The 26204-nt window shown below is 47.3% G+C and carries 23 protein-coding genes; 22 read left to right on the forward strand and 1 reads right to left on the reverse strand.

The genetic code is table 11. The features are described from left to right. Positions 1 to 4 precede the first annotated feature (4 nt). From DFR60_RS24050 to DFR60_RS24110, 13 genes are all read left to right on the forward strand, one after another. Positions 5 to 1051, forward strand: a complete 1047-nt coding sequence (locus tag DFR60_RS24050; protein ID WP_110325160.1) for an ABC transporter ATP-binding protein — start codon at positions 5 to 7, stop codon at positions 1049 to 1051. Positions 1052 to 1056: 5 nt separating this feature from the next. Further along, a complete protein-coding gene (locus tag DFR60_RS24055) occupies positions 1057 to 1947 on the forward strand; it encodes a carbohydrate ABC transporter permease (RefSeq protein ID WP_110325161.1) in 891 nt (296 codons plus the stop codon). 4 nt (positions 1948 to 1951) lie between these two features. Continuing rightward, positions 1952 to 2800, forward strand: coding sequence for a carbohydrate ABC transporter permease (locus tag DFR60_RS24060; RefSeq protein ID WP_110325162.1), 849 nt, complete (start codon positions 1952 to 1954; stop codon positions 2798 to 2800). 26 nt (positions 2801 to 2826) lie between these two features. After that, a complete protein-coding gene (locus tag DFR60_RS24065) occupies positions 2827 to 4176 on the forward strand; it encodes an ABC transporter substrate-binding protein (RefSeq protein ID WP_110325163.1) in 1350 nt (449 codons plus the stop codon). A 54-nt stretch (positions 4177 to 4230) separates the two neighbouring features. Then, positions 4231 to 5043: an HAD family hydrolase gene (locus tag DFR60_RS24070; RefSeq protein ID WP_167437711.1), complete on the forward strand. Its 813-nt coding sequence runs from the start codon at positions 4231 to 4233 to the stop codon at positions 5041 to 5043. Between the two features lie 106 nt (positions 5044 to 5149). Continuing rightward, on the forward strand, positions 5150 to 5914 hold the full coding sequence (locus DFR60_RS24075) for a GntR family transcriptional regulator (protein WP_167437712.1): 765 nt from the start codon (positions 5150 to 5152) through the stop codon (positions 5912 to 5914). Between the two features lie 125 nt (positions 5915 to 6039). Beyond that, entirely contained in the window at positions 6040 to 6864 is an 825-nt protein-coding gene (locus DFR60_RS24080) for an HAD family hydrolase (protein WP_110325166.1), read from the forward strand. A 246-nt stretch (positions 6865 to 7110) separates the two neighbouring features. Continuing rightward, entirely contained in the window at positions 7111 to 7821 is a 711-nt protein-coding gene (deoD, locus tag DFR60_RS24085) for a purine-nucleoside phosphorylase (RefSeq protein ID WP_002601203.1), read from the forward strand. Positions 7822 to 8270: 449 nt separating this feature from the next. Continuing rightward, positions 8271 to 9716: an ABC transporter substrate-binding protein gene (locus DFR60_RS24090; protein ID WP_110325167.1), complete on the forward strand. Its 1446-nt coding sequence runs from the start codon at positions 8271 to 8273 to the stop codon at positions 9714 to 9716. Between the two features lie 41 nt (positions 9717 to 9757). Next, positions 9758 to 10615: a carbohydrate ABC transporter permease gene (locus tag DFR60_RS24095; protein WP_110325168.1), complete on the forward strand. Its 858-nt coding sequence runs from the start codon at positions 9758 to 9760 to the stop codon at positions 10613 to 10615. Beyond that, positions 10615 to 11442 (forward strand): carbohydrate ABC transporter permease, encoded by an 828-nt coding sequence (locus DFR60_RS24100; protein ID WP_110325169.1) that lies wholly within the window; start codon positions 10615 to 10617, stop codon positions 11440 to 11442. The genes DFR60_RS24095 and DFR60_RS24100 overlap by 1 nt, the downstream gene beginning before the upstream one ends. A 7-nt stretch (positions 11443 to 11449) precedes the next feature. Continuing rightward, a complete protein-coding gene (locus DFR60_RS24105; RefSeq protein ID WP_146218630.1) occupies positions 11450 to 12220 on the forward strand; it encodes an SPL family radical SAM protein in 771 nt (256 codons plus the stop codon). Between the two features lie 95 nt (positions 12221 to 12315). Next, positions 12316 to 13329, forward strand: coding sequence for a LacI family DNA-binding transcriptional regulator (locus tag DFR60_RS24110; RefSeq protein ID WP_110325171.1), 1014 nt, complete (start codon positions 12316 to 12318; stop codon positions 13327 to 13329). Between the two features lie 464 nt (positions 13330 to 13793). Here DFR60_RS24110 and DFR60_RS24115 read toward each other — a convergent pair whose 3' ends face one another. Beyond that, on the reverse strand, positions 13794 to 14531 hold the full coding sequence (locus tag DFR60_RS24115) for a GntR family transcriptional regulator (RefSeq protein ID WP_110325172.1): 738 nt from the start codon (positions 14529 to 14531) through the stop codon (positions 13794 to 13796). 242 nt (positions 14532 to 14773) lie between these two features. Between DFR60_RS24115 and DFR60_RS24120 the strand changes: the two genes are divergently transcribed. The 9 genes from DFR60_RS24120 to DFR60_RS24160 all read left to right on the forward strand — a co-directional run bounded on the left by DFR60_RS24120 (position 14774) and on the right by DFR60_RS24160 (position 26203). Further along, positions 14774 to 16096 carry an ABC transporter substrate-binding protein gene (locus DFR60_RS24120; RefSeq protein ID WP_110325173.1) on the forward strand — a complete coding sequence of 441 codons (1323 nt, stop codon included), beginning with the start codon at positions 14774 to 14776 and terminating at the stop codon, positions 16094 to 16096. Positions 16097 to 16155: 59 nt separating this feature from the next. Beyond that, complete coding sequence (locus DFR60_RS24125) at positions 16156 to 17031, forward strand: carbohydrate ABC transporter permease (protein WP_110325174.1); 876 nt, start codon at positions 16156 to 16158, stop codon at positions 17029 to 17031. After that, positions 17031 to 17870, forward strand: coding sequence for a carbohydrate ABC transporter permease (locus DFR60_RS24130; RefSeq protein ID WP_002601197.1), 840 nt, complete (start codon positions 17031 to 17033; stop codon positions 17868 to 17870). The genes DFR60_RS24125 and DFR60_RS24130 overlap by 1 nt, the downstream gene beginning before the upstream one ends. A 15-nt stretch (positions 17871 to 17885) precedes the next feature. After that, complete coding sequence (locus tag DFR60_RS24135) at positions 17886 to 18788, forward strand: ROK family protein (protein WP_110325175.1); 903 nt, start codon at positions 17886 to 17888, stop codon at positions 18786 to 18788. A gap of 36 nt (positions 18789 to 18824) precedes the next feature. Continuing rightward, complete coding sequence (locus DFR60_RS24140) at positions 18825 to 20210, forward strand: glycoside hydrolase family 1 protein (protein WP_110325176.1); 1386 nt, start codon at positions 18825 to 18827, stop codon at positions 20208 to 20210. A 23-nt stretch (positions 20211 to 20233) separates the two neighbouring features. Continuing rightward, the gene (locus DFR60_RS24145; RefSeq protein ID WP_110325177.1) at positions 20234 to 22528 is read left to right on the forward strand and encodes a pyruvate formate lyase family protein; all 2295 of its coding nucleotides are present in this window, start codon (positions 20234 to 20236) and stop codon (positions 22526 to 22528) included. An 18-nt stretch (positions 22529 to 22546) separates the two neighbouring features. Beyond that, complete coding sequence (locus tag DFR60_RS24150) at positions 22547 to 23458, forward strand: glycyl-radical enzyme activating protein (protein ID WP_110325178.1); 912 nt, start codon at positions 22547 to 22549, stop codon at positions 23456 to 23458. Beyond that, positions 23455 to 24810 (forward strand): glycoside hydrolase family 28 protein, encoded by a 1356-nt coding sequence (locus DFR60_RS24155; RefSeq protein WP_167437714.1) that lies wholly within the window; start codon positions 23455 to 23457, stop codon positions 24808 to 24810. The genes DFR60_RS24150 and DFR60_RS24155 overlap by 4 nt, the downstream gene beginning before the upstream one ends. 439 nt (positions 24811 to 25249) lie before the next feature. Beyond that, complete coding sequence (locus DFR60_RS24160) at positions 25250 to 26203, forward strand: nucleoside hydrolase (protein ID WP_110325180.1); 954 nt, start codon at positions 25250 to 25252, stop codon at positions 26201 to 26203. The last annotated feature ends 1 nt before the right edge of the window (position 26204 follow it).

Consider the following 26204-nt stretch of genomic DNA (forward strand, 5'->3'; position numbering starts at 1 on the left):
TTAAGTGGCTGAGATTATACTAAAGGATATCTGTAAAAGCTTTGGGGAGACCGCGGTGGTAAAACACGTGGATCTGACGATCGAAGATGGGGCATTTTCGGTAATTGTAGGGCCTTCCGGTTGCGGGAAGTCTACGATTCTCCGGATGATTGCCGGGCTGGAGCAGCCAACTTCAGGAGAAATATGGATTTCTGGAAAATGTGTCAATTATGTTCCGCCGGGAAAACGGGATATCGCTATGGTTTTCCAGAATTATGCGATCTATCCGACAATGAGCGTGAGAGATAATATTGAATTTGGACTTAAGAACCGAAGGGTTCCGAAAGAGGAACGCGATACTCTGATCGGGGATGTCAGCGATATTGTGGGGCTGACAGAATACCTGGGCAGAAAGCCGAGTGAGCTCTCGGGCGGTCAGCGCCAGAGGGTTGCCCTGGCAAGGGCCATGGTGAAGAAACCCAGTGTATTCCTCATGGATGAACCACTATCCAACTTAGACGCGAAACTGCGAGGTCAGATGAGAAGCGAGCTGATTCAGCTTCATGACAGACTGGGAACGACTTTTATCTACGTGACTCATGACCAGGTAGAGGCGATGAGCATGGGAAATAAAATTGTTATTATGAATCAGGGAGAGATCATGCAGGTGGGAAAGCCGATGACGGTATACCATTGCCCTGAAAATATATTCTCCGCTCAGTTTATCGGAACACCGCCCATGAATATACTGGCGGCAGAGGAGCTTCATGACGCGGTATGCTGTCCGCCGGGCTGCCGGTATGTAGGCTTTCGGCCGGAGCGGATCAGCCTTGACAGGGAATGCAGCGAGGCTCTGGTCCTGCCGGCGGTCGTACAGACGAGAGAGCTTCTGGGGGCGGAAGCGGTCTATACCTTTGAATCAGAGGCAGGAAAGATTCAGATGAAGAATTATTCGGATTATTTACCCGAGCCGGGAGAAAAGGTGAATCTGATAATAGAGCGAAAACATCTCTTTTTCTTTGATGACAGCGGAAAAGCGTTTGGGATGAACTGTGGGAAAAGAGAGGGGTAGAGAATATGAGAGATAAGAAACAGACTTCATTCCGTGATGGGATCCGGCCTTACATAATGGTTCTGCCGTCGATTGCAGTTTTTCTGTTCTGTTATATTTATCCCATTTTCTACATGATTTACTTAAGCCTTTTTAAATGGGATTTCATAAGTCCAACGAAGGATTTTGTCGGCCTGAAGAACTTTATTACCCTGTTTTCCAAGGTGGAATTCCACCAGGTGCTGTCCAATACGCTGATCTATACGTTCTGTTCCGTCGGAATAGCGATCGTACTTGCACTTGTGCTGGCGGTCTGGTTAAACCATCCTGGAAAAATGTTCGCATTTGTACAGGGAGCAATTTTCAGCCCCCACATTATTTCTCTGGTATCCGTGTCCTTTATCTGGATGTGGATGATGGAACCGTCCTATGGGTTGTTAAACTGGCTGCTGGGGCTGTTTGGCGTCAAACCCTCCATGTGGCTGCAGCGGCCGGATACGGCGCTGATGTCTCTGGTGCTGGTATCTGTCTGGAAGCTGATTGGATACGATACTCTGATCCTGATATCTGCGCTGCAGAGTATTCCGAAGTCGATTTACGAAGCAGCGCTTCTCGATAAGGCGCCCGGAATCGTCACCTTTTTTAAGATCATTCTTCCCATGATTTCGCCTAACCTGTTCTTTTTGGTGGTAATGAATACCCTTACCTCATTTCAGGCGTTTGAAACCGTGTCCATCATGACCGAGGGCGGGCCTATGAATTCCACCAACACACTGGTTTACTATATCTACCAGAATGGCTTCCGCTTTTATAAAATGGGATACGCCTCTGCGGCGGGAGTGGTGCTGCTGGTGCTGGTCGGAATTATGACGATTATTTATTTTAATTTACTGGGAAGAAAAGTACATTATCAATAGGGGGGTGAAACGATTGCAACTGACATACCGACTGAAAAAAATAGTATTGACGGTCGTGCAGTATATCGGATTTGCCATACTGCTGGTACTGTTTATTATTCCATTTGTCTGGATGGTATCCACGTCAGTCAAGTCCATCGGGGAAACGCTGACAAATCCGCCGATTTTTATTCCGTCTGATTTTCATTTTGAGAACTATGTAAAGGCATGGAAATCGGGGCCGTTTCTGCATTTCTTTTTAAACAGTGCCATTATCACATTTTCCAGCATGATCCTGCAGCTGTTGTTTGTTGTTCCGGCCGCTTATGCATTTGCCCGGTGCAAATTCCGGGGGAAGACGATCCTGTTTGGGATTACGATGATGACGCTCATGATACCGGGACAGTTGATCTTTATGCCGCTGTTTTTGATCTTTTCCAAGATGGGACTGATCAATTCCTACGCCAGCATGATTCTTCCGTTTTCTACCAGTGCGTTTGGGATATTTATGCTGCGGCAGAGTTTTATGCAGATTCCGGAAGAGCTTTTAGAGGCGGCCAGGCTGGATCAAGCCAGCGAGTGGCAGATCATACGGCACATTATGGTTCCAATGGCGAGGCCAACTATCGTCACGCTGATGCTTCTGACGTTTATCAGCCGCTGGAACGATTATTTCTGGCCGCTTGTTATGACAACCAATGATAAGGTCCGCACGCTTTCCATCGGTGTTTCCATGCTGAAAAATACAGAAGGCGGCGCTTCCTGGAACGTTTTAATGGCAGGCAATGTGATATTAGTTCTGCCGATTCTGATAGTCTTTGTTTGTGCCCAGCGCCATATCATACGGGCGTTTACCTATACGGGAGAAAAGTAAACAGGAGAGAAAAGGAGAGGTTTAAGATGAAGAAAACATTAGCTATGATGACAGTTTTGCTGCTTGCCGGCACCCTTTTAAGCGGCTGTGGAAAGAAGGCTGTTGAAGAGACGGCTGCGGTGCCTGCCGATACCCAGGGAACCACACAGGCAGAGACAGAGACCGTGGCAGCGGCAGCCGACACCGGGGGAGAAAAGGTAAAAATTGAGTTCTGGTATGCCTGGGGAGACAAGATCGGAGAGACAAACGAGGAACTGGCCAGACGGTTTAACGAGTCCCAGGATAAGATTGAGGTGGTGGCATCCTATCAGGGCAGCTATGACGATGTGCAGTCCAAGACACAGGCTGCTTTTGCAGCAGGGGAGGCACCAGCCATTACGATGAACGAAACGGCTTCAGTCGGTACGTTTGCCCGGTCGGGAATATCAAGGGACTTAACGGATCTTATTGCCCGGGACGGGTATGATCTGAACAATTTTAATACAGGCCTGATGACGAATTCCTATGTGGACGGAAAGCTTTACGCGCTTCCGTATATGCGCAGTACACCTCTGATGTTCGTAAATACAGATATGCTGGAAGCCGCAGGACTCGATCCAAAGGGACCGGAAAACTGGGATGAGCTTACACATTATGCGGAGGTGATGGCGGCGCAGGGGAAAGACGCCCTGTGCTTCCCGATCGTAAATGAATGGTATTTTGAGGCATTTTTAGGACAGGCTGGAGGAACCATTTTTAACAAAGAAGAAAATGGCTTTGACTTTAACAATGAAGCCGGTGAGTCCGTATTAAATTATTGGAGAGATCTGCAGAAGACAGGCGGAGTCAATATTCTCTTCGGAAGCGATTCCAGCAATATGTCGAAAGCAGAATTTGCATCTCAGAACTGCGCCATGCTTTTCGCTTCGGTAGCGGATATCAATTACTTCCTGGATGTGGCAAAGGACAACGGATTTAACTGTGCGACTGCATTTTTGCCGGGAAATAAGACGTTTGCGATTCCTACAGGAGGCGCTAATCTAATTATTACCTCTAATAAGAGCGAAGAGGAGACCAATGCGGCATGGGAATTCATGAAATGGGTGCTGGAGGATGAGCAGACGATTTATGCGTCACAGAATACCGGATACGTTCCGGTGACAAACAGTGCCGTGGAGAGTGATGCCATGAAGGCCTTCTATGCGGAAAAGCCGCAGTTTAAGGTAGCGGTGGATCAACTGCAGTACATTTTGGCCAGACCGATTTCAAAACAGGGGCCGGAAGTGCATAAGGCCATTAAAGACATGGTAACGGAGTTCCTCATGGACGAGAATGTCTCTGCCAAAGAGGTTCTGGATAAGACTGAAAAGCAGTGTCTGGAAATTTTAAATGAGTGATAATAAAATATGGCTGCCGTAAAGATGCGGCAGCCATCAGAGGCAGGAGGAATTATGAGGGTAAAATTAATTGTGTGCGACGTGGATGGCACATTGATTGATCATTCGGAAACCGTGATCCCGGAGCTGATTCAGATTGTGGATCAGTGCAGAAATGAACACATTTATTTTTCTCTCGCTTCCGGAAGAACGAAGGAATTAATCGAGGATATCCGGTTGAAGCTGCATGTCACGGAACCGTATATTGCAGCAAACGGGGCGTGCGTGTTTGTGGATGACACCTGCGTCCTGATGAAAGGCTTCTGCGCAGAACCGATCAGGGACATCATAAATGATGCAAACCGGGCGGGTCTTACGGTAACCTGTTCCGATGCATACCAGGAGCGCGCCCTGAGTGTTACCGATTATGTTACGGAACACCGGAAACTGGGAAACCGGTTTAAGCAGCTGCTGGATTATCGTGCAGTGGACTGGAAAAAACAAAAATTTGTTAAAATTATGTTTATGGATGAACACAGGACAGGAAAAATAGAAAGGATCAGAATGGCTTTGAAGCCATATTCCTCCCAATACTGGATTACAACGTACTCCGATGTAGCGGTTGAGCTGGGGCCGGTACATTGCAATAAAGCAACGGGAGTCCGGGAACTGGCGGGGCTTATGGGGATTGGTATGGAAGATGTGATGGCCTGCGGGGACTTCACGAATGATCTGGAAATGATCCGGGAAGCGGGAATTGGAGTTGCGGTGGCCAATGCCAATGAAATCCTGAAAAGTTCGGCGGACTATGTCGCCGCATCCGCCTGTGCCTGTGGGGTGATTGAGGCGGTGAAAAAGTTCTGTCTGACAGGCAATGGAGTTCCATAATCTGGGAAATTATGGTATACTGAAATGTGTTTAAAAACTGCTTTCTGCCGTCCGGGAGCACTTGGCGAAGCGTTTAACTAAAATGATCAGAAGAGGAATGAAACAAATGGGGAACAGCAATGGTATCATGAATGAATCACCGATTCCACTCTACTACCAGATCTATGTCGATCTGAAGAACAAGCTGTTGATTAACAAGCTTGTAGATGAAAACGGAAAACTTCCGGCGGAAAAGGAACTGGCAGAATCGTATAAAGTGAGCCGGGTTACCATGCGGCAGGCCATTGCGGAGCTGGAAAAGGACGGTCTGATCGTCCGCTACAGAGGCCGCGGATCTTTCTTGAAATCGCAGCCGAACCCGATTCTGCATAAGCTGGGACTGCCAGGGCAGGCAGGCAGAGTACGGATTGATAAGAGCCCTGAGATTGTGGAGCTGAGCCATTTTGATACGACGTATGAGCACATTGGCCGTGCTTTAAACTATGAAGGAGATATCTTCTTCATTAAGCGGATTTTTCGTGTCGATTGCAATCCGGTTGCAATCAACCGAATCTGGATTCCAGCGGTATTCACCCCGGAACTGGATAAAAAAGGCTTATGTGTGGAAGGTTCTCTCTCGAAGACCTTGAAGGATGTATACCATTTAAAGATAGACCGAAGAAAAAATGTCATCGAGGCTGTAAGACCCTCGGTATCCGACATAGAGCTGCTGAAGATCACGTATGACACACTGATTCTCCAGATCACGAGCAAATCCTTTTTAAAAGACAATGTTCCGTATGAGTATTCCGTTACCTCCTGGATCGGCGATGCCATCAGGCTGGAGGTCGATGTGGAAGATATAGAGCACGGTATTACATTTCTGAAATAAGAAACCCGGCAGATGCGTATTCTGCCGGGCTTTTTTACTCGAGGAGGGAGAAGAGGAAGGCAGTAAGGATAAGAATAAATTTTACAGGTGCTGCAGGCATCTGATAAAGCAGGAGGTTTTTAACTATGGAACGAATTCCGATTCAATTGGTGGTGTGTGATATCGACGACACCTTAATTCATAAAGACGACCATTTAAAGGAGGAGACAATCCAGGTAATTCAGGAACTGAAAATGCGGGGAATCCAGTTTACTCTGGCGACAGGAAGAATGCCTTACCGCGCGGAATCCTATGCGAGAGATGCAGAACTTACAATACCGTATGTTGCGAATAATGGCAGCATTTTATATGACCGGGGGAGAATGATCTGGTGCAGGATGCTGTATGCAAAAATAATACAGGAGATCACGCAGCGCTACATGGAAATGTATCCTCTGTTTACGGTCATATTCAGCTTTACAGACCGGGAATGCCCTCTGGTAAGAACGGAGTGGATCAGGAAGCGTCTCGGTAAATATAAGGGATATGACCAGACACTGGGCAATACGCCGGAGGTCTGGAATCAGGCAGTACACAAGATCTATGTTCTGGACGACGCGAGGTCCGGAATGATCGGAGCATTTGCCAGGGAACTGAAACGCTTTGCCAATGAGATCAGCTTTTTTCAGTATGGAGAGTTTTCCATAGAGATAGTGGCCGGCGGCTGTTCCAAGGCATCTGGCCTTACAAGGCTTTTAGAGTATCTTTCCCTGCCGTCTGACTGCGTCATGGCGGTGGGAGATCACACGAATGACATTGAAGTGATCAAAAAGGCCGGGATTGGTGTGGCTGTGGCAAACGCCGATCCGCAGCTGAAAGCAGTGGCGGATTATATCACGAAAGGAGAACGGGACCAGGGGGTGAAGGAGGCGGTTGAAAAGTTTGTGTTTGGAGAGAGGAGAGAAAAATGATAAAAAAATTTATCTGACAGAAATATATTGAAAAATAATTAGAGATGAATTATAATAAGTTCAAAGATAAAAATAGGATAAATAATACTAAATTTTTGCGACATAATTTATCAACACAAGCGAGTATCCCCCACTAACATGAAGTTTAACCGCGCATCTATAAGATGTAGCCGCACTCTGTGAAATGATCGAGCGTGGAATGAAACAATGGTCCTATTATGTAATGAAAAACAGGAGGTAGAAACAATGTCAACACCACATAACCAGGCCTGTAAAGGCGATATTGCTAAAAATGTATTAATGCCCGGAGATCCGCTGAGAGCGAAATTTATCGCAGAGAATTTCCTGGAGAATCCCCGCCTTGTGAACGAAGTGCGTGCCGCATATGCGTATACGGGAATGTACAGGGGAAAAGAAGTGAGCGTAATGGCGAGCGGTATGGGGATGCCCTCCATGGGAATTTACTCATACGAGCTGTTCAGTATTTATGATGTGAATAATATTATCCGGATCGGTTCTTCCGGCGCCTACGTAACGGACTTAAATCTGTATGATGTTGTGCTGGCGGAGAGTGTTTGGAGCGAATCAAGCTTTGCCAGAACACAGAATGGCTCTTCTGATGACATTTTATATCCAAGCAGAGAATTAAATGACCGGATTCTGGAGACGGCTAAGAAATTGGGTTATCTGCTTACTCCCACACGCGTTCACTCCAGTGATGTATTCTACTGTGAAGCGAACATGGACGATTACAGAGAGATTAACAGAAAACACCAGTGTACCTGTGTCGATATGGAAAGCTTTGCACTGTTCCATAACGCTAAGGTACTGAATAAAAATGCAGCCTGCCTTCTGACAATTTCCGATTCCTTCCCTACAGGGGAAAAGGCCTCCGCAAAGGAGCGCCAGGAGTCATTTACCACAATGATGAAAATTGCGCTGGAAGCCTGTGTATAAGAAAAAGGGCGAAAAACTCGGCGTATTAATAGGAACGGAAAAACAAATGTCAATTTTATCCGAAAACAATATAAGAAGCATTTATCAATCGATCAGATAGCAGCTTATCTTTAAACTTAAAACATCTGAATTACAAAGTATCTTATATATAATAAAGGATAAAAAATGCATTTCGAAAATCCCCATATAATTACAACCTTTATAAAGATACATATAAAAATAGAATAGAAATGCCTCTCATCCGACAAAACCAGTAATCAAAGGTTCCTGCCGGAAGGGAGGCATTTTTATTGCATTTCACCTCTCCGTAAACGGAGCCTTAAATAAGGATAAATATGAGATAAATAGTTAAAGAAAATATAGAAAATACTGGACAACAAAAGGATGGAAGGTGTATAATAAGAAAAAGTTGCTAAAGCGCTTTAGCAAAAGAAAAAGGAGGTATTTCTATGAAAAGGAACGGGGTTTATTCAGCAGTGCTTGCAGCTGTCATGGCTGGGGTGATGATAGCAGGCTGTTCTTCCGGAACGGGGAAGGGAGCGGCAGAGACCCAGACACCAGCAGGGACTCGGACACAGACAGAGACTGCGGGGGATCAGAAGGAGGCCGCGCCGGTACAGGAGAAAGAATTGATTATGTGGCATAACCGGGGCGGCTCTAACGGAAAGTTTATTGAAGAGCAGCTGATTCCGGGGGTTAACGACACCATCGGTAAATCGGCTGGGGTGAAGGTGGTGCCGGTCTATCAGGATGAAGACATTGTGAGTAAGCTAAAAGCGCTGATCCTGGCAAACGATGTGGCGAATATGCCTGATCTTGTTACTATTTATGCCGGCGATGTGGAGTACATGAGCACGGTTAAGAATGTCGTCCCTCTGGATTCGTTTCTGGAGACGGACGCGGATTTTAAGAAGGAGGACATGGTACAGTCTCTGTGGGATACGTATAATTTCAGGGGAAAACAGTACAGCATCCCATTTACAGGCGACGCTATGATCTTCTATTACAATAAGACGGCATTTGAGAAGGCGGGACTCGATCCGGAAAATCCGCCGACGACCATTGCAGAGATGGCGGACTGCGCGGAAAAACTGCTGATTAAAGATGGTGATACGGTGAAACAGTACGGAATCACCCTTGGCCTTCAGAATGTATACCTAAACAACTGGATCGGCGGCCAGGGTGATTACCATTTCATCGGCAACAACGAAGGCGGCAGGACAGGGCGCATGACGAAGGTGACCTTTGATGAGGATGGAACCATGCTGACTCTCCTGAATGAGTGGCAGAAGGTTCTCGATACGGGGGCTGTACAGAGTGTTGATGTGGACGATCAGCCCAAGGACGAGTTTTGTTCAGGCTTAAGCGCCATGTTCTGCGGTGGAAACTGGGCTATGACCTCAATCATTGAAGCGGCCAAAGAAAATGGATTCGAGCTGGGCATTTCGGAACTTCCCAGGGTTCTGGATACGGACAAAGGCGGAGTATGTCCGGGTGGAACATCCCTTTATATTCTGGACAGAGGTGATTCGGATGTAGTGAATACCGGATGGGAATTTATGAAGTACTGGTCCTCGGCAGAGACGCAGACAAAGCTGTGTATCGCAACCGGTTATATACCGACCAATGGAAAAACCATGGAAACAGAAGAGATGAAAGCATTTTTGATAGACAATCCCAGCTACCGTGTGGCATTTGATTCCCTGATGAAGTCCAACCCGAAAGTTCAGGAGCATCTGGCACCGACTCAGCAGGAGTTCCAGCTGATTTTCAGAGATACTTCTTTGAGATGGGCCAAGGGAGAGATCACGGCACAGGAATGTGTGGACAGCATGGCGGAGCAGTGCAACAGAGCGCTGGATGAATACAATGAGGCGAATCCGGTCGAAGAGTAAGATACTTCGCGAGAGTATATACGGGGAGAGGGGCGGAAACGTTGAAAAGAAAAAAGAAAATAACTCCATATCTGCTGATACTGCCATCCATGTTTTTTTTGGTGCTGTTTATCTATTATCCTGCGGTCAAAACGCTGTTTAAGAGTCTGTTTCTGATTAATTCCAGCAATATACCTGTTAAATTCGTGGGAATGGGAAATTATCGGAAACTGTTCAGTGATGAAACATTTTTAAAATCCATTGTTGTAACATTCGAGTATGCACTGGTTGTCATACCGGTGACGATTCTAATGGGGTATCTCCTGGCGCTGATTTCCGCGTCCGGGAGACGCCTCTCTCCCGTTTATGAATTGATGTATGCGATGCCCATGGCAGTGTCCATGTCTGTGGCTTCTGTCATTTTTAAGCTTCTTTTAAATGGGAATCTGGGATTTATCAATCATGTGTTTCACTTAAATATCATGTGGTTTACAGATAAGAAGTATGCGCTGTGGGCGATCATTATCATCGGCATCTGGATGGGACTGGGGATGACTTACATATTCCTGCTGTCTGCGGTCCGGTCGGTATCGGAAGAATTGTTGGAAGCGGCCACCGCAGAAGGGGCCGGGATCTGGCAGAAGGTGCGCTATATTTATACCCCTATGATAAGCCCAACCCTGTTTTACCTGTTTTGTGTCAACGTAGGAAGCGCGCTGATGATGTCCGGGCCTGTGATTATCCTGACCCAGGGAGGACCGGACAGTTCCACATCTACCATTATGTACTATATGTACCAGAAAGGATTTTACGTATATAATTACGGCCTTTCGTATTCGGCGGCTGTGGTAGGTTTTATCATTGGATTTACGGTTATTCTCATATCGTTTATCTGGGAGAAGAGAGGTGTTCATTACTGATGGGGAAACGCAGGATATGGAAGAGTGTGCTATATCAGGCGGCGGCGACAGGAATTGGACTTCTGGTCATATTTCCTGTGTTGTACGCACTGGGCACATCCTTTATGAAGAGTACGGAGATCCTGAGCATGAATCCCAGAATGCTCCCGAGGCGCATCGATTTTTCCAATTACCACGCGGTCTGGGAAAATACGATGATGCTGCGGTTTATCTGGAACTCGGTCTTTGTGACCACAATCACGTGCTGTCTGCGCGTGGTGACGGCGGCCTTGGCCGCTTATGGATATGCCTGCTTCGATTTTAAGGGAAAGAATCTGTTTTTTTATTTGACTGTGGGGACCATGCTTATTCCCGGTGAGGCGACGCTTCTCACCAATTATGAGACCATATCGAAGCTTCATATGATCAATACTTACCAGGGAATTATTATTATGTTTATTGGCTCTGCGACCAGTGTTTTTATTATGAGACAGTATTTTCTGGGAGTCTCGGCCTCTATAAAGGAAGCGTCTGAGATGGATGGGTGCGGAGATATCCGCTTCTTTACCAGAATTCTGATTCCAATTTCAAAACCGATTCTGGTTACCGTATTTATCACGGCGTTTGTTGAAATATGGAATGTGTACTTATGGCCTATGCTGATTACGAACCGCAATGAGATGCGGACGGTCCAGGTAGGAATCGCACAGCTGAACAGTTCGGAGGGATCCGCCTATGGCGTTATTATGGCGGGGGCCGTAATCGTCCTCATTCCGTCGCTTCTGGTATTTATCATCTTTCAGAAGCAGATTATCAATGGAATGGTAACCGGTTCGGTAAAAGGATAAAGAAAGATTGGAGAAAATGATGATATACGAGACCAGGGTGGAAAAAGCAATAGAAATGACGGGAAACGGCCAGCCTTACATCAATCCTTACGATGGTTGTGTGTCCGGCTGTCCGTTCTGCTACTGGCTGGAACGGGAGGGCTGGGAAGGCAATATCGCCATCAGAATCAATATCGCAGAGGTCCTGGATCAGGAGTGTGAGAGATGGCCGGAAGGCGTCCGGCTTTACATCGGAGATTACTGCGATCCGTACATGCCAGTGGAGGAGACGTACGGGCTGACGAGACAATGCGTGGAGGTAATCAAAAAACATGGTATTCCTCTTACTATTTGTACCAGTGCGAAGTCTCTTCTGATTGAGCGGGATTTGGATTTACTGAGGGGGATGGAAGAGCTGTGTATCGTGACAGAACTGTGCCGTCTGGATGAAATTGAAAAGCTTAAGGCAGGAGAAGGACATGCCGGGATTGAGACGGGAAACCGGCTGAGAGAAGCGGGGCTGCCGGTGATTGCGACGTTTGCACCCATCATGCCGGGGATCACGGATCTGGACCTGGTGCTGGATTCCTTAAGACCGGATATACCGCTCTATATTGACCGCTTCTACATGAAACCTAATTCCATACAGGAGATCAGGCTGATGGAATATTTGAGGGAAAAACGCCCGGAATTAATGGAGGAATACAGACGTCTGATCCGGGAAGGGGGCGACGCAGAATACGAGGCTGTGATACGCCGCTGTCAGGGCGGCGGCCGGGTGAGGCAGCTTCCGTTCTGATTGACTGGGACCATTGCATTTTAAAGGATTTTCATATACAATGATAGGTATACTTTTGTAAAAATATGGAAGTACTGTAAGACTGGAGACGTTATATGAAAATCACCGCAAAAGATATTGCCAGGGAAGCTGGGGTCTCAGAGGCCACGGTTTCCATTATTTTGAATAACAAGGCCGGACACTACCGGATTTCTGAAAAGACGCGGCAGAAAGTACTGGAGATTGCAGAGCGCTATGAATTTACCTGCAATCCGATTGCGGTATCTCTTGCAACACGAAAAACGCATACGATTGGCCTTATTCTGCCAAACCTTGTGAACCCTTTTCTGGCCAATATATCCACGGGAATTGAGAAATGCGCTCAGGAAAATGAGTACGCCCTTCTGTTGTGTAACTGCGAGGAAAATGTACAGCAGTGTGTGAAGTACCTGGATATTCTTCAGAAGAGGTATGCGGATGGGATTCTGCTTGTGCTGCCAAGGGAGAAAGAAGTGAATGCCAATCAGAGGCTGGTAGAGGCGGCACTGCGAAAATGCCGGGTACCGGTAATTCTGATCGAGCATTATTTACAGAAAGCATCCTGTGATTTCATGGCTGTTGACAACGTTCAGGGCGGCTATCTGGCAGCCGAGTATCTTCTGAAAAAGGGGCATACCAGGATCGGCCATATTGCTGGAGAACAGTTTACCAGACAGCGTACCTGCGGCTATTTGAAAGCATTGAAAGATTATGGCATACCGATTGACCGCAGTCTGGTGATGCAGGGGGATTTCTCAATTGAATCCGGATATAAATGTGGAAAACGCCTTCTGGGGCTGGGAGTGACCGCTGTCTTCGCAGGGAATGATTATATGGCGCTCGGCGTCTGGCGGGCGGCCAGAGAGTTAGGACTCCGCATTCCGGAGGACGTGTCTCTGGTTGGTTTCGATGACGACCCGGTGGCGGTGGTGATGGATGTCCCTCTGACCACGGTCCGCCAGCCTGGAACCACACTTGGAAAGGCCGCCAGTGAAATGCTGGTGCAGAAGATAGAGGCAGAGCGGAGCACATATCAGCAGTACTACTTTGCACCGCAGCTGATTGAGAGAAGCAGCGCGGCGGCCCGGTGAGCCGTCAGGAAACCTGCACGTAGCTGTACGGATTACAGAAAGAGGATTCTGAACAGGAGTGAGTATATGAATACTCATGGTGTTCAGAATTCTCTTTTGTTTTTCTTTCGTGTAAGGTACTTCGATCGACAGGGTCAGGGAACCGCTTGCCCCAATCCAGGTACACTGGCCCTGATAGCCGGTGGCGGTGCCTTTCGATGCCCGGATTCCAAATACTTCTTTGGTTTCTCCAGCACCGATGGAGACAGGGGCTTATATTCTTTTCGAAAGCCTATCGTGAACAGGCTTTCTTCCTCCTTTCAAGAGTGGCGTGTAATTGGTGCCTGAATCAGTAGCGCTACACTATTAATCCGATAAAACGAACGTATGTATGAATGAAATTGGATAAAATATAAAAAACACTCTGAAAATAGGATTAGAATCATTTTCCAGAGTGCTTCTGTTTACGAAGTTTTGAACCATATCTAAGGTATCTTTTTTACAATAACGGCCGAGAAATCAAATAAATCTGCCTTATGCGTCGAAAAGGAATACTCGAAGGGCATGCCGTTGTCCAGGAAGGCGATCTGCTCCACGACGGCTACCGGGCTGCCTGGTTCCAGCTGGAGATTCCTGGCGATGAACTCGGATGCTCCCTTAGCGCGGATGCGGACGTGGGAACTTTGAATTTCATAATGTAGCGTCTGACGGATATAGGCATAGATGGACGATTCCAAATGCGCCATCTTGAGACCTGGAATCAGATCAATGGGCATATAGGTTTCTTCTATCACACAGGGAACCCCGTTCCTGTTCCTGACACGGATTATCTTGTAGACGAAGTCTTCTTCTGTGATATGCAGATTGGATGCGATCTTCGGCGTCGGCGGTATGACGGAAAACTCCAGGACGGTGGAGGTCACGTCCTCCTTGGCATACTGCCGGCTGAAACCGGTCAGGGCCTGCTGGGTGTTGCATAAGTTCTCTTCCATAATATCCAGCTGCTGCTGCGATAACCCCTTTACAAAGGTTCCATGCCCTCTTTTTTTATAAATCAGCCCCTCGTCGACCAGAATGTCAAGCGCCTTTTTAATGGTCATCTTGCTGGCTCCATACTGGATACAGAGGTCCTTTTCACATGGAAGCTGGTCGTTCGGGTGGTAAAGATTATCTTTTAATATGTGGTTTCTCAATTCATTCGATATTTCAATGTATTTATTCATAGATAAGTCCCCTTTTAAGATAGCTTCATTCTAACACAGGCATACTTAAAAAGCAATTACTTATACAATTAAAAGTATTGTTATAATATACAAAAAGTATATACTTATTTTGGAAGGAATGACGAAAATGATAAAAGTATATACTTTTTGTTTTAAAGTACTTGATATATAAATAACAAAAGTATATGATAGACCCATAGAGATACACAAATTATTATTACAAAAGGAGAAGGGAAAGTAAGATGAAAAAAGCAGGAAAACGTTTAGCGGCAATGATACTTATTTCGGCTCTGGCGGCAGCTTTAGCCGGCTGCGGGGGAAAGAGCAGCGGAGAAGGTAACGGGACGGAAAAGGCAGAGGCAAATAAGGAGGGAATTACACTTTCATTTGCATTTAATGTGGAAGACACGCCGGATAAATACGGGGTAATGGTGGAACCAATTCTGGAAGAATTTAAAGCGCTGCATCCGGAAGTGAAGGGGTTTGAGTATGTCAACTGTTCCAAGAGAACGGAGGAACAGGTAGTTACGATGATGAAAAGCGGTAAGTTTGAGGATGTTATGACAGCGCCAATGGCTGTTTCCATCAAGGAGTATCCGAATTACTTCGCCTCCCTGGGAAATGCGGAGGAACTGAATGAGAAGTATTTTTACGGAGACTACATGTCCTATGAAGGTCAGACGTATGCAATGCCAATCGGTGTTGTCTATGAAGGAATTTTATATAATCAGAAGGTTCTGGACAAGTATTACGGCGGAAAAGTTCCGAAGACCCTGGACGAATTAAAAGAGTGCTGCGGAATTTTAAGAGATAACGGCGTGATCCCATTCTATACCAACGCGGGTGCAAAGTGGACGATGCGTTTCTGGGATAATCTGGCGGTTACCTGGTCAGAGGATATCAATTATGCCAACAGCATTGTGGAGACAAAAGCGCCATGGGCAGACGGAACACCGCTTAACGAAGTTCTCTCCTTTGTCGGAGAACTGGCGAAAAACGGGGAGATCGAACCGGATACGGTTACGGAGCAGTGGGATAAGTCCAAGGTTGCCATCGCCTCTGAAGAAGCGTGCTTTATGCTTACCGGCTCCTGGGCCATCCCTCAGATGAAGGATTCGGCGGAGGAACTGGGAGGAAGCCGGGATGACATTGGCTTTGCGCCATTTCCATATAAGAATGACGTGGGACCGGATAATAAGCTGAATGTAAGAGTCTCTGAGGACATCTTCGTGGTCGTGAATAAAAACAGTCCCAATGTGGAACTGGCAACTGAATTTGCAAAGTTTTTCTGTGAGAGAATTTCTTTAAACCGTGGTATGAATGAAATTATGAGAGACGGTGGAAAAGTGGTAGACGATTTAAAGAACTTTGAAACCATGGATTATATCAACTTATACAGCGTCCCCACAAAGGATATCCGGATATCAGAGATGGCTTCCAATGCTCAGATCGACGTGTTTTCACAGGGCTCCTACATAACAAAATATGTCCTTGAACCGTGTCTGGCCGGTGGGGAACCGAATTTTGACGGATTAAATGGGGAGTGGGCTAAGAACTTTAATTAGTAGAGAGACAGGGCCGCCGGTGTCTTCACGGCGGCCTGATAAAGGAAAGAGGGGCTCTGATGAAATCAATAAAACGTTATAAAAGGGAAAAGACAATATTGATTGTCAGCTTTCTTGCGATACCGCTGTTTCTGCTTCTGCTGTTTACCTTTTATCCGATTGCGGTGATGCTGATTAACAGCTTTACGGAATGGAACGGGCTTTCGTCGCCTGAGCAGTTCGTGGGCTTTGACAACTATTTGAGAATCTTTACAACAGAAAAGTACCGTATGGTATTTAACAATGTAATCTACTATCTGGCCGCTGGCATGATTCAGCAGATCCTGGCGCTCTATTTTGCCACACTATTCAGCAGACAACTGCGGGGAGGCGGATTCTTTAAAGGGGTTATCTTCTTCCCGTTTATCATGAATACAGTAGCGGTTACCTTTATTTTTCAGATGTTTTTTGAAATCAACGGCGGTTTCGACTCGATTCTGGCTTCCATCGGCATGGCGGAGACAGGGCTTAAATGGATTGCAGACCCGAAGCTTGTCAAGTTTACACTGGCTTTTATCTATCTCTGGAAGAACATTGGATACAGTTTCGTGATTTATTTAGGTTCCATGCAGTCGATTCCCAGCGATTACTACGAGGCGGCTTCCATCGATGGGGCCAATTCCTGGCAGTCCTTCTGGGCGATCACCTTCCCTGGCATGAAATCCATTATCGGCCTTCTGACGACCTTTGCGATTGTAGGGTCTGTGGCGGTTTTTGATATCCCGTATATTCTGACAAGGGGAACTAACGGGACGAATACATTTACGACCACGTTAATAGAGACGGCTTTCCAGTACAACTTATATGGCGTGGCATGCGCCATGGCCGTACTCCTGATGATTTTCGTGGCAATCGTTATGGCAGTGAAAAATATCGTATTCAAGGAGGATGAGTGATGAGTGCGAAAGTAAAAAAGAATCTCATACAGGCAGGTAAATATATTTCTCTGATTCTCATGGCTCTTGTGGTGTTTGTGCCGATCATCAGCGTCGTATTCTCCTCCTTTAAAACAAAGCTGGAGTATTTGAAAACGCCGAGGTTTACGCCCCCGGAAAGCTTTTTAAACTTCGATAACTACATAAGAGTCTTTACAGACGGCAAGATTCTGCTGGGAATGGTCAACACCGTTATCATTATTTTAGGATCGCTGGTATTGGGACTGTTGTTCGGAACCATGACGGCTTACGTCTTAAGACGGTTTCAGTTTCCTGGACGGAAAATCATCGAGGCGGCTTATTTGATCGCATCTTTTATACCGTCTGTAATCGTTCATCTCATTGTGTTTACCGTATTTTCAAAGATCGGGCTGGTGGATACGCTGGCGGCCCCCATAATCATTTACGCCGGTGTGGACGTGGTGAGTCTCTACCTGTTTATGCAGTTTATCAGCCAGATTCCGTATGATCTCGATGAGGCAGCGCTATTGGAGGGCAGTTCGTATTTTGGCATTTACAAGAGGATCATTCTGCCTCTTTTAAAACCTGCGATGATGACGGTGGCCATCTTAAAGATTACATCCATTTACAATGATTTTTACATTGCGTTTTTATACCTGCCGGGAGAAAAGAAGGCGGTTATGAGTACGATGCTTTACCGGTTTATGGGACCGTATTCTTCCCAGTGGAACGTGATCGCCGCCGGAATTCTGGTGGTTATCCTGCCGATTTTTATCATTTTCCTGATCGCCCAGAAGCACATTTACAAAGGCTTTGTGGATGGGGCGGTAAAAGCATAGGAGAGAGGAAGCTGTATGGACGTTTATCTGATTTTTGATATGGGCGGAACTTCCGTGAAGTACGCCTGCGGAGATGAGGAGGGCTGTTTAAAAGACACCGGGTCATTTCCTACGCCGTCGGATGGGCTGGAGGCGATGCTCGATGAGATGAGGCGGGTCTTTGACTCGGTAAAGGAGAAGATTACTGGTATTGCCTTAAGCTCTCCGGGAGCCGTCGATCCTGTGAAAGGGATTGTCGGTGGAATCAGCGCGATTCCGTATATCCATGAGATTTCCCTTACTGAACGGATCAGCCGGCGGTTAGACGGACTTCCTGTCACGATTGAGAACGATGGTAACTGTTCGGCTCTGGGAGAATTGTGGAAGGGAGCCGCGGCAGGAAAACGCAACATTGTATCCGTGGTGTGCGGCTCCGGAATTGGCGGCTCGATCGTCATAAATGGAGCCGTCTGCAGAGGCCGGACTAATAACTGCGGAGAATTCGGAAACTGTCTGGTGAACCGTGCGGATGGTCACTATAAAACGTGGAGTTCCTATACCATGGTAAAACAGGCGGCAAAATATACTGCGGCAACCGGAAAGAGAACGGACGGAAAAGGTCTGTTTGAACTGGCAGAGGGCGGAGATCCGCTGGCTTTACAGCTCACTGAGGAGTTTTATGAGGCCATGGCGGTTGGGCTGTTTTCCATTCAGTTTACCCTGGACACGGAATTGATCGTGTTGGGGGGCGGGATCAGCGAAGCGCCTTTTGTTATACCGGAAATCTATAAGAGAATGGAGAAAATGGCAAAAGAGGACCGGTTTGGTTTTCTGACGCCGAAGATCGTTCCCTGCCGCTTTGGCAATAAAGCAAACTTATATGGAGCGCTGTTTCACCATTTACAGGAAATGAAGCAATATAAAGTGAGGTTATTCTGATTAACAATCAAATTTGGAAAATGAACGGAGGAAATCATGAAATATCAATTCAACGACAATTTTTTATGGGGGGCTGCCAGCTCAGGGCCGCAGTCAGAGGGAACGTTTCCGGGAGACGGAAAAGCGGAGACGGAATGGGATTACTGGTTTAAGCAGGTGCCGGAGCAGTTTTTCGATGGAGTAGGACCTTCCGTGACCTCGGATTTTTACCACAAATATAAGGAATACGTAAAGCTGATGAAGGAAATCGGAATGAATTCCTACCGCACATCAATTCAGTGGAGCCGCATTTTTAAAGATCGTGAGGGAACGGTCAATGAAGAAGGCGTAACGTTCTACCAGGCGGTTATTGATGAGCTTCTAAGAGAGGGGATTGAACCTGTTCTCTGCCTTCATCATTTCGATATGCCGATGTACTGGATGGAGAAGGGCGGATTTGAAAACCGTGAGACGGCCGAAGGCTTCGCGGCCTTTGCGGCTAAATGTTTTGAATTGTTTGGCGGGAAGGTAAAACGCTGGATTACCTTTAATGAACCGATTGTGATCGCTGAGGGCGGATATATCTATAAACGCCATTATCCCGCCGTTTGTGACGCAAAGAAAGCGGCGCTGGTCGGCTACCATATTCAGCTTGCCAGCAGCATGGCGGTAAGAGAATTTCGAAAGAGCGGCAGAGAGGGCAGCATCGGGATCGTACTGAATCTGACGCCGACCTACTGCAAAGATCCGGATAACGAAGAAGACAGAAGAAGCGCGGAAATCGCGGATCTGCTCTTTAATAAATCATTCCTGGATCCATCGATCAGGGGCGAATACCCGGAAAAGCTTGTAAAGCTCCTAAAGGAAGAGGGAATCTGCCCGGAGGCAGCAGAAGAAGACTTAGAGATCATACGAAACAACACAGTTGATTTCCTGGGGGTAAACTATTACCATCCGAGGCGGGTCACCAGAAGGAGCACTCCATATGATGGCCCCCTGATGCCGGAAAAATACTTTGAAGAGTATACCTTTGAGGGGCAGAAAATGAACTTTTCCCGCGGTTGGGAGATCTATGAGCCGGCTATCTATGAGATCGCCGTCAATCTCCGCGATCATTATGGAAATATTCCCTGGTATATCTCGGAAAACGGGATGGGAGTGCAGGACGAGGAACAATTCCTGGATAGAAACGGTATCGTGGAAGACGATTACAGAATCGAATTTATCCGTGACCATCTGATCTGGCTGAACAAGGCAATCGGAGAGGGATGCAACTGCTTTGGATACCATCTGTGGGCGCCATTTGACTGCTGGTCCTGGAGAAACGCGTATAAAAACAGATATGGCATGATCCGGGTGGATATTAAAAATGGCGGAGCCCTTTCAATTAAAAAATCGGGCCGGTGGTTTAAACAGGTTACGGAAGATCATGGATTTTGTTAAGAAATAAATGAGAGGTGAATCTTATGGAGAAGGGACAAATGACAGAGGAACTGAAGTATCTGATTGAATTTACAAAAATATACCGTTCGGAAACGGATAAGTATATCAGGGAGGCGAAGTGTCTCGACCGCCAGATCCGGAAAATACTCGTCCCGATGACAAAAGAGGAGAGAATCGTCGGACGGGTGAGGCATACAGTAGTGGGCTTCAGCCCCCAGTACGGTGGTCTCTATACATACTTTTTTCACAACGTGCAGGTGGAAAAAATGATGGAGCAGGCGGGAAACTGCTTAACCGAAGAGGAGCGGGAAGCGGTATGGGAGTGTTACCGGTTCTGGCAGGAGGAAAAGACGGTTAAGAAGCTGCAGCGGCGTTTTACCGAGAAACACGGGGAACTGGAAGTCGATTATAAGCCCTATGGACCCAATATTGGTATGGATGATGTGCGTGCCCTGCCGGGGGAAAAGACGGAGGTCATAAAAAGCCTTGGCGTCGGCTCTTATCCGACAGCCAGAATCGCACTGACGATTCCGGATGATGATAAGCTGGTGCGCATGGGGATTCCAGGATTGCGGGAAGAAGTGGAGTGTAAACGAAAGGAGAATGGAGAGAACAGTTTCTATACGGCGCTTCTAATGATGCTGGATACTGTCTGCCTTGCCGCAGACACCTACAGGCAGCAGGCAGAACGGCTGGCCGATGCAGAACCGGAATACAGGGAAGCGCTTTTAAAAACGGCTCATACCCTGAAACATATTCAGATCCAGGCGCCGGAGAATTTCCAGGAAGGCCTTCAGCTGTACTGGCTTTACTCGGTTATTTCGGATCAGATGAATACCGGGCGCATGGATGTATTTCTGGGTGATTTATACGTGCATGATCTGGAGGCTGGTATTCTCGATGAAGAGGGGGCCATCGCCCTGCTGACCAGTCTCTATCAGCAGTATCTGTTCATTAATAAGGTGCACGATACGAGAGTCATTATCGGCGGAAAAGGCAGAAGGAACGAGGCGAATGCCGACCGCCTGGCGCTTGCAGTCCTGGAGACCTCAAGGCGAGTGAAGGATGTGGTTCCCCAGCTTACCCTCAGATATTACAGGGGGATGAATGAGGAAGTTTTAAACAAGGCGCTTCTGGTGGTGGGAGAAGGCTGTTCCTTCCCTCTGCTTTACGGGGATGATACCAACATTCCTGCTGTCATGAAGTTGTACGGCATTACCGAGGAGGAGGCCCAACAGTATATTCCGGCTGGATGCGGGGAGTACGTCATCGAAGCAACCAGCACCGGGACGCCAAACTGTGGTTTCAACCTTCAGAAGGCTGTAGAACTGGTCCTTCACAACGGAGACGATGCCTATATGAAGTGCCAGGCGGGTCCGAGGACCGGGGAACCGGAAGAACTGGGGACCTTTGATCAATTCTGGGAGGCATACCGGAGACAGGTGGAACCGGAAATGCTTCGGGAAGCCTGGGGAGAGGCGGAGTGTTATTACACTGCAGCAGAAAACGCGGGTTACTTACAGCTCAGCCTTCTGATGAACGACTGCCTGGAACGCGGTAAGGCAATGCTCTCAGGCGGAGTCCGCTATATGAACGGAGCCCCCGAGATTGTGGGAATGGTGACTGCTGCGGACAGTATGACGGCAATTAAGAAGTATGTATACGACGAAAAACGGTTTACGCTCCGGCAGGTGAAAGATATGCTGGACTGCAATTTTGAAGGCTTTGAAAAGGAGCGCAGACTGTTTTTAAATGCCCCCAAATATGGGAATAATGACCCGGAAGCCGATGCCATGGTGTTAAAGGTGTATGAACATGTGGCGAGGGCGGCTATCGAATGTACGGAGACGGTAGGACTTGACCACTACACAATTGTGAGCGTGAACAACAGCGCCAGCGCGGACTGGGGAGAGTATACGATGGCTTCCGCCTGCGGCAGGAAAGACGGAGATCCCCTGGCTAATGCCAACGGAGCCTCAATCGGAGCCGATAAGTCCGGAATTACAGCGCTTCTCCACTCCATGAGCAAGTATGATCACAGCCTCCATTCCGGCGTGATCAACAATGTGAGAATCAGCAAAGAACTGTTTCAGAATTCCTATGAAAAGGTGAAGGCTCTTGTCTGTACCTTTCTGGAAAATAACGGAACGCAGCTGAATCTGATGGTGATCGGAAGAGATGACCTGGAAAATGCCGTTAAGCATCCGGAAGAATATCAGAATCTGATCGTCAGAATCGGCGGCTTTTCGGCCCGATTTGTGACGCTGAATCCGGTGATACAGAACGAGATCATCAAGAGAACTACGTTTGAAAGCTGACGGATAAGGGGAAGAACGATGGGAATTGTATTTGATATACAGAAGTTCAGCGTACATGACGGACCGGGTATCAGGACATCTGTTTTTTTGAAAGGCTGTAATTTGTCCTGCATCTGGTGCCACAATCCGGAATCCATAAAGAGTAAGCCGCAGCTGGCTTTTGAGAGCAGCCTGTGCATCGGATGCCGGGAATGTGAAGCGCGGTGTGAAAACCAGGCCCATGATTTCACGGATGGCGCCCACAGGATTGATTTTACCCGCTGTACCGCGTGCGGAAGCTGTGTAAAAGGCTGTCTGGCAGAGGCTCTGAAAATCTATGGGAAAGAAATGTCAGTTTCCCGGGTAATGGATGAAATCATAAGCGACAGGATCTATTACGAGCGGTCGGGAGGCGGTGTGACATTTACCGGCGGAGAGCCGACGATGCAGTTTGATTTTCTCATGGAACTGATCGGGGCGTGCCGGGGGGAGGGGATTCATGTCTGTGTGGAAACCAACGGTATTTTAAGCGATGAGAAGAGACGGCGGCTTGCAGAGACGGTGGATTTGTTTCTGATCGACTATAAAGCCACACCCTCGGCGCTTCACAAAGAGCTGACTGGAATGGGATCGGAGGAAGTCTTAAAAACACTTGCATTCCTGGAAAAAATGGGAAGGCCAGTGATCCTGAGATGCCCCATGATCCAGGGCGTAAATGACAGCGAAAACCATTTTGCAGAGATCAGACGGATCAGAGACACATACACCAATATCAGGCAGGTGGAAATCATGGCGTACCACTCCACAGGGAGAAAGAAATGGGAGACGCTGGGAATTCCATATCGGCTGGAACAGTTAGAATCGGTCGCACCGGAGCAGAAAAAGCGATGGGAAGAAATGCTGCGGGATCAGAAAGAGAAACAGGACAGTCTGGAGGAGCAAACACAGTGAAACGATATAACATTGAAGAATTCGGGGCCAGGGCAGACGGCAGTCTGTGCACGGAAGCGATTCAGCAGGCGATTAATGCCTGCGGCGAGACGGGCGGCATCGTAGAGATCGGAGCGGGTACGTATTTAACAGGGACACTGCAGCTGAGATCCCATATAACCCTTCATCTGGCGCAGAACGCGGTCCTGCTGGGATCAGGAAGCATGGCCGATTATAAGAGTTTTGATCATATACAGAACGAATGGGGAGAGATATTCTCTTTATTCTATGCAAAAGACTGTGAAGACATTGTGATAGAAGGGGACGGAAAAATCGATTTCAACGGAGATGCCTTCTTCGACTATACGACGCCCCGGGTGGAAGGGCTTGACTTGGAGAGCCTGACGGAAGCTCAGAAAAACCAGTTTGTGGTTAATTTTGACGAGCGGCCCAATCAGCTGATGTTTTTCCGGAAATGCAGAAACGTGAGAATCCGTGATACTGCATTTTACAATGCCCCGTGCTGGGGGATTGTATTCAGCGCGTGTGATGAAGTGAAAATTACAGGAATTACCATACGGTTTGGCCAGCGAATCCCCAATAACGACGGAATTCATCTCTGTTCCTGTCAGGATGTGATCGTAACGGGCTGCGATATTGTGGCGGGTGACGACTGCATCGCCGTCTCTGGCATTGATGACTGGCTGAGAGAGAGCAGGAGGATTATCGTATCCGACTGTATTCTGTCCTCATCCTCGGCAGGAGTCAGAATTGGTTATTTCTGCAGCAAGGTAAATGATGTGCAGGTGCACAACTGCACCATATACCGGTCCAACCGGGGAATCTGTATGACGGCCTGTAAGGGCGGATACGTGAAAAATGTGGTTCTGTCCGGATTGATCATTGATACCATGAGCAGGGCCGGCGGCTGGTGGGGAATCGGGGAAGCCATCTACATATCGGCACTGGATCATGAGCTTCATCACAATTACCGGGATCCGTATGATACCGTTCCGGGAAAGTACAATATTGAAAATATCACTGTCAGGGATGTGACGGCATCCTGCGAAAATGGGATTGTGCTGGCGGGAGAGCACGGCAATATTCACGATGTAAGGTTTTACAATCTTCGTCTCCGCTTCATTGACGCGCCTAACCGGAAGTTTTTCGGAGGCAGGATGGATTTCCTGCCGGGAAAGATGGAAAAAATGGTGCCGGAAGGCCGCTTGTACTGGATTTATGCGAGGGAGGCGTGCTGTGTTAAGGTTCAGGACTATTCGATTGAAAATGAGATAACCCAGGAAAACCTCATGATAGAACCTTGCCTGGAGAACTGCGAAAAGGTGTTTTTCGAGCCTGCATGGCCAGTATAAAAGAATATAAAACGAAAAGAGAGAAACGAAAAAGAAAAGTATAAAAAGCTTTTCTTCCACGTTTCTCTTTTTTTATAAATGGAAAAGTGGCTTCCAATCAAAGTTAAGATGTTAAGATTTTAGCATGAGAGGTATTTTTACTTTGATGGCGTTCCGCCGGTAACAGCGTGATCCCTCCGATTTACTTTGTATAATGGTAAAAACGGAAAATAAAATAAAAAAATACACTTAAAAGTTGTAAAAATACACGAGAACGTATTGACAAAACACAAAAGCGTGTTATGATAAGACATAGGAAAAGTGTTGACGAAACATTTTTCCCAGCCTGATTTAGACAAAGGTACCAATACAGCATTACCGAATGCCGTAACCGGAAAGGGAGAGCAGGAATCCGTACTTTCGTGAGTTCCTGAGAACCGTTCAAAAAAAGGAGGAGGAAATGGAGGAAAGAATACCTGTAATCATTGACTGCGATCCGGGCCATGACGACGCAATTGCGATTTTGTGGGCCGTGTCAAGTCCAAAGCTGGAGGTGAGGGCGGTGACAACCGTAGCCGGGAACCAGAGCATTGAGAAGGTGACGGACAATGCGGTTCGGATCCTGACTCTGGCAGGGGCGCGTAATATCCCCGTTGGCCAGGGCTTTGAAAGACCGCTGCTGGGAAAGAACCATGACGGAGCGGTCATTCATGGAGAGACCGGCCTGGATGGGCCGCCGCGTCCGGAGGCGGGTTTTGAGAAGTCGCCGTTAAACAGTATTGCTCTTATGGAAAGGATTATTGAGGAAAGCAGTGAAAAGATTACGATTATCGCGTTGGGGCCGCTTTCCAACGTGGCGCGCTTTTTACTTGTCAGACCCGACCTGAAAAAAAGGATTGGACAGATTTCCATGATGGGGGGAGGAACCTATGGTAACTGGACTCCGGCGGCGGAATTTAATATCTGGGATGATCCGGAAGCTGCTAACATTGTATTTCAGTCCGGAATTCCCATCATCATGGCAGGGCTGGACGTCACGCAGAAAGCGTATGTAACAGATGAAGAGAATGACATCCTGAAACAGCAGGGCGGCAGGGTGTCCGCCTATGTCGGGCAGTTGATTGAATATTACCGGCAGTACCATTATAAAGTTGAGGGGTTCCCCGGCTGTACGCTTCACGACCCCTGCGCGGTGGCCGCGCTGATCCATCCGGAGATATTTGAATCGGTAAACTGTAATGTGGATGTGGAGCTTCACGGAACACTGACACGCGGAATGACTGTAATTGATAAGATCGGTTATCTGTCAAAAATCTTCGGGGAAGATGAGAAGAAAAACGTAAAATTTCTTACCGCGGTTGACAGAAACGCATTTGTTGCAAATTTGAGCAGGGCAATTTCACGCCTGGATTAAA

This window comes from Hungatella effluvii, from assembly GCF_003201875.1.
Lineage (GTDB): Bacteria > Bacillota > Clostridia > Lachnospirales > Lachnospiraceae > Hungatella > Hungatella effluvii.

What these genes read in the sequence shown, in the direction of transcription:
- DFR60_RS24160 (WP_110325180.1), top strand. Translation starts at nt 25,250, where the DNA reads ATGGAGGAAAGAATACCTGTAATCATTGACTGCGATCCGGGCCATGAC.
- DFR60_RS24145 (WP_110325177.1), top strand. Translation starts at nt 20,234, where the DNA reads ATGGAGAAGGGACAAATGACAGAGGAACTGAAGTATCTGATTGAATTT.
- DFR60_RS24135 (WP_110325175.1), top strand. Translation starts at nt 17,886, where the DNA reads ATGGACGTTTATCTGATTTTTGATATGGGCGGAACTTCCGTGAAGTAC.
- DFR60_RS24140 (WP_110325176.1), top strand. Translation starts at nt 18,825, where the DNA reads ATGAAATATCAATTCAACGACAATTTTTTATGGGGGGCTGCCAGCTCA.
- DFR60_RS24070 (WP_167437711.1), top strand. Translation starts at nt 4,231, where the DNA reads ATGAGGGTAAAATTAATTGTGTGCGACGTGGATGGCACATTGATTGAT.
- DFR60_RS24125 (WP_110325174.1), top strand. Translation starts at nt 16,156, where the DNA reads ATGAAATCAATAAAACGTTATAAAAGGGAAAAGACAATATTGATTGTC.
- DFR60_RS24130 (WP_002601197.1), top strand. Translation starts at nt 17,031, where the DNA reads ATGAGTGCGAAAGTAAAAAAGAATCTCATACAGGCAGGTAAATATATT.
- DFR60_RS24115 (WP_110325172.1), bottom strand. Translation starts at nt 14,531, where the DNA reads ATGAATAAATACATTGAAATATCGAATGAATTGAGAAACCACATATTA.
- DFR60_RS24110 (WP_110325171.1), top strand. Translation starts at nt 12,316, where the DNA reads ATGAAAATCACCGCAAAAGATATTGCCAGGGAAGCTGGGGTCTCAGAG.
- DFR60_RS24055 (WP_110325161.1), top strand. Translation starts at nt 1,057, where the DNA reads ATGAGAGATAAGAAACAGACTTCATTCCGTGATGGGATCCGGCCTTAC.
- DFR60_RS24150 (WP_110325178.1), top strand. Translation starts at nt 22,547, where the DNA reads ATGGGAATTGTATTTGATATACAGAAGTTCAGCGTACATGACGGACCG.
- DFR60_RS24075 (WP_167437712.1), top strand. Translation starts at nt 5,150, where the DNA reads ATGGGGAACAGCAATGGTATCATGAATGAATCACCGATTCCACTCTAC.
- DFR60_RS24080 (WP_110325166.1), top strand. Translation starts at nt 6,040, where the DNA reads ATGGAACGAATTCCGATTCAATTGGTGGTGTGTGATATCGACGACACC.
- DFR60_RS24090 (WP_110325167.1), top strand. Translation starts at nt 8,271, where the DNA reads ATGAAAAGGAACGGGGTTTATTCAGCAGTGCTTGCAGCTGTCATGGCT.
- deoD (WP_002601203.1), top strand. Translation starts at nt 7,111, where the DNA reads ATGTCAACACCACATAACCAGGCCTGTAAAGGCGATATTGCTAAAAAT.
- DFR60_RS24100 (WP_110325169.1), top strand. Translation starts at nt 10,615, where the DNA reads ATGGGGAAACGCAGGATATGGAAGAGTGTGCTATATCAGGCGGCGGCG.
- DFR60_RS24120 (WP_110325173.1), top strand. Translation starts at nt 14,774, where the DNA reads ATGAAAAAAGCAGGAAAACGTTTAGCGGCAATGATACTTATTTCGGCT.
- DFR60_RS24065 (WP_110325163.1), top strand. Translation starts at nt 2,827, where the DNA reads ATGAAGAAAACATTAGCTATGATGACAGTTTTGCTGCTTGCCGGCACC.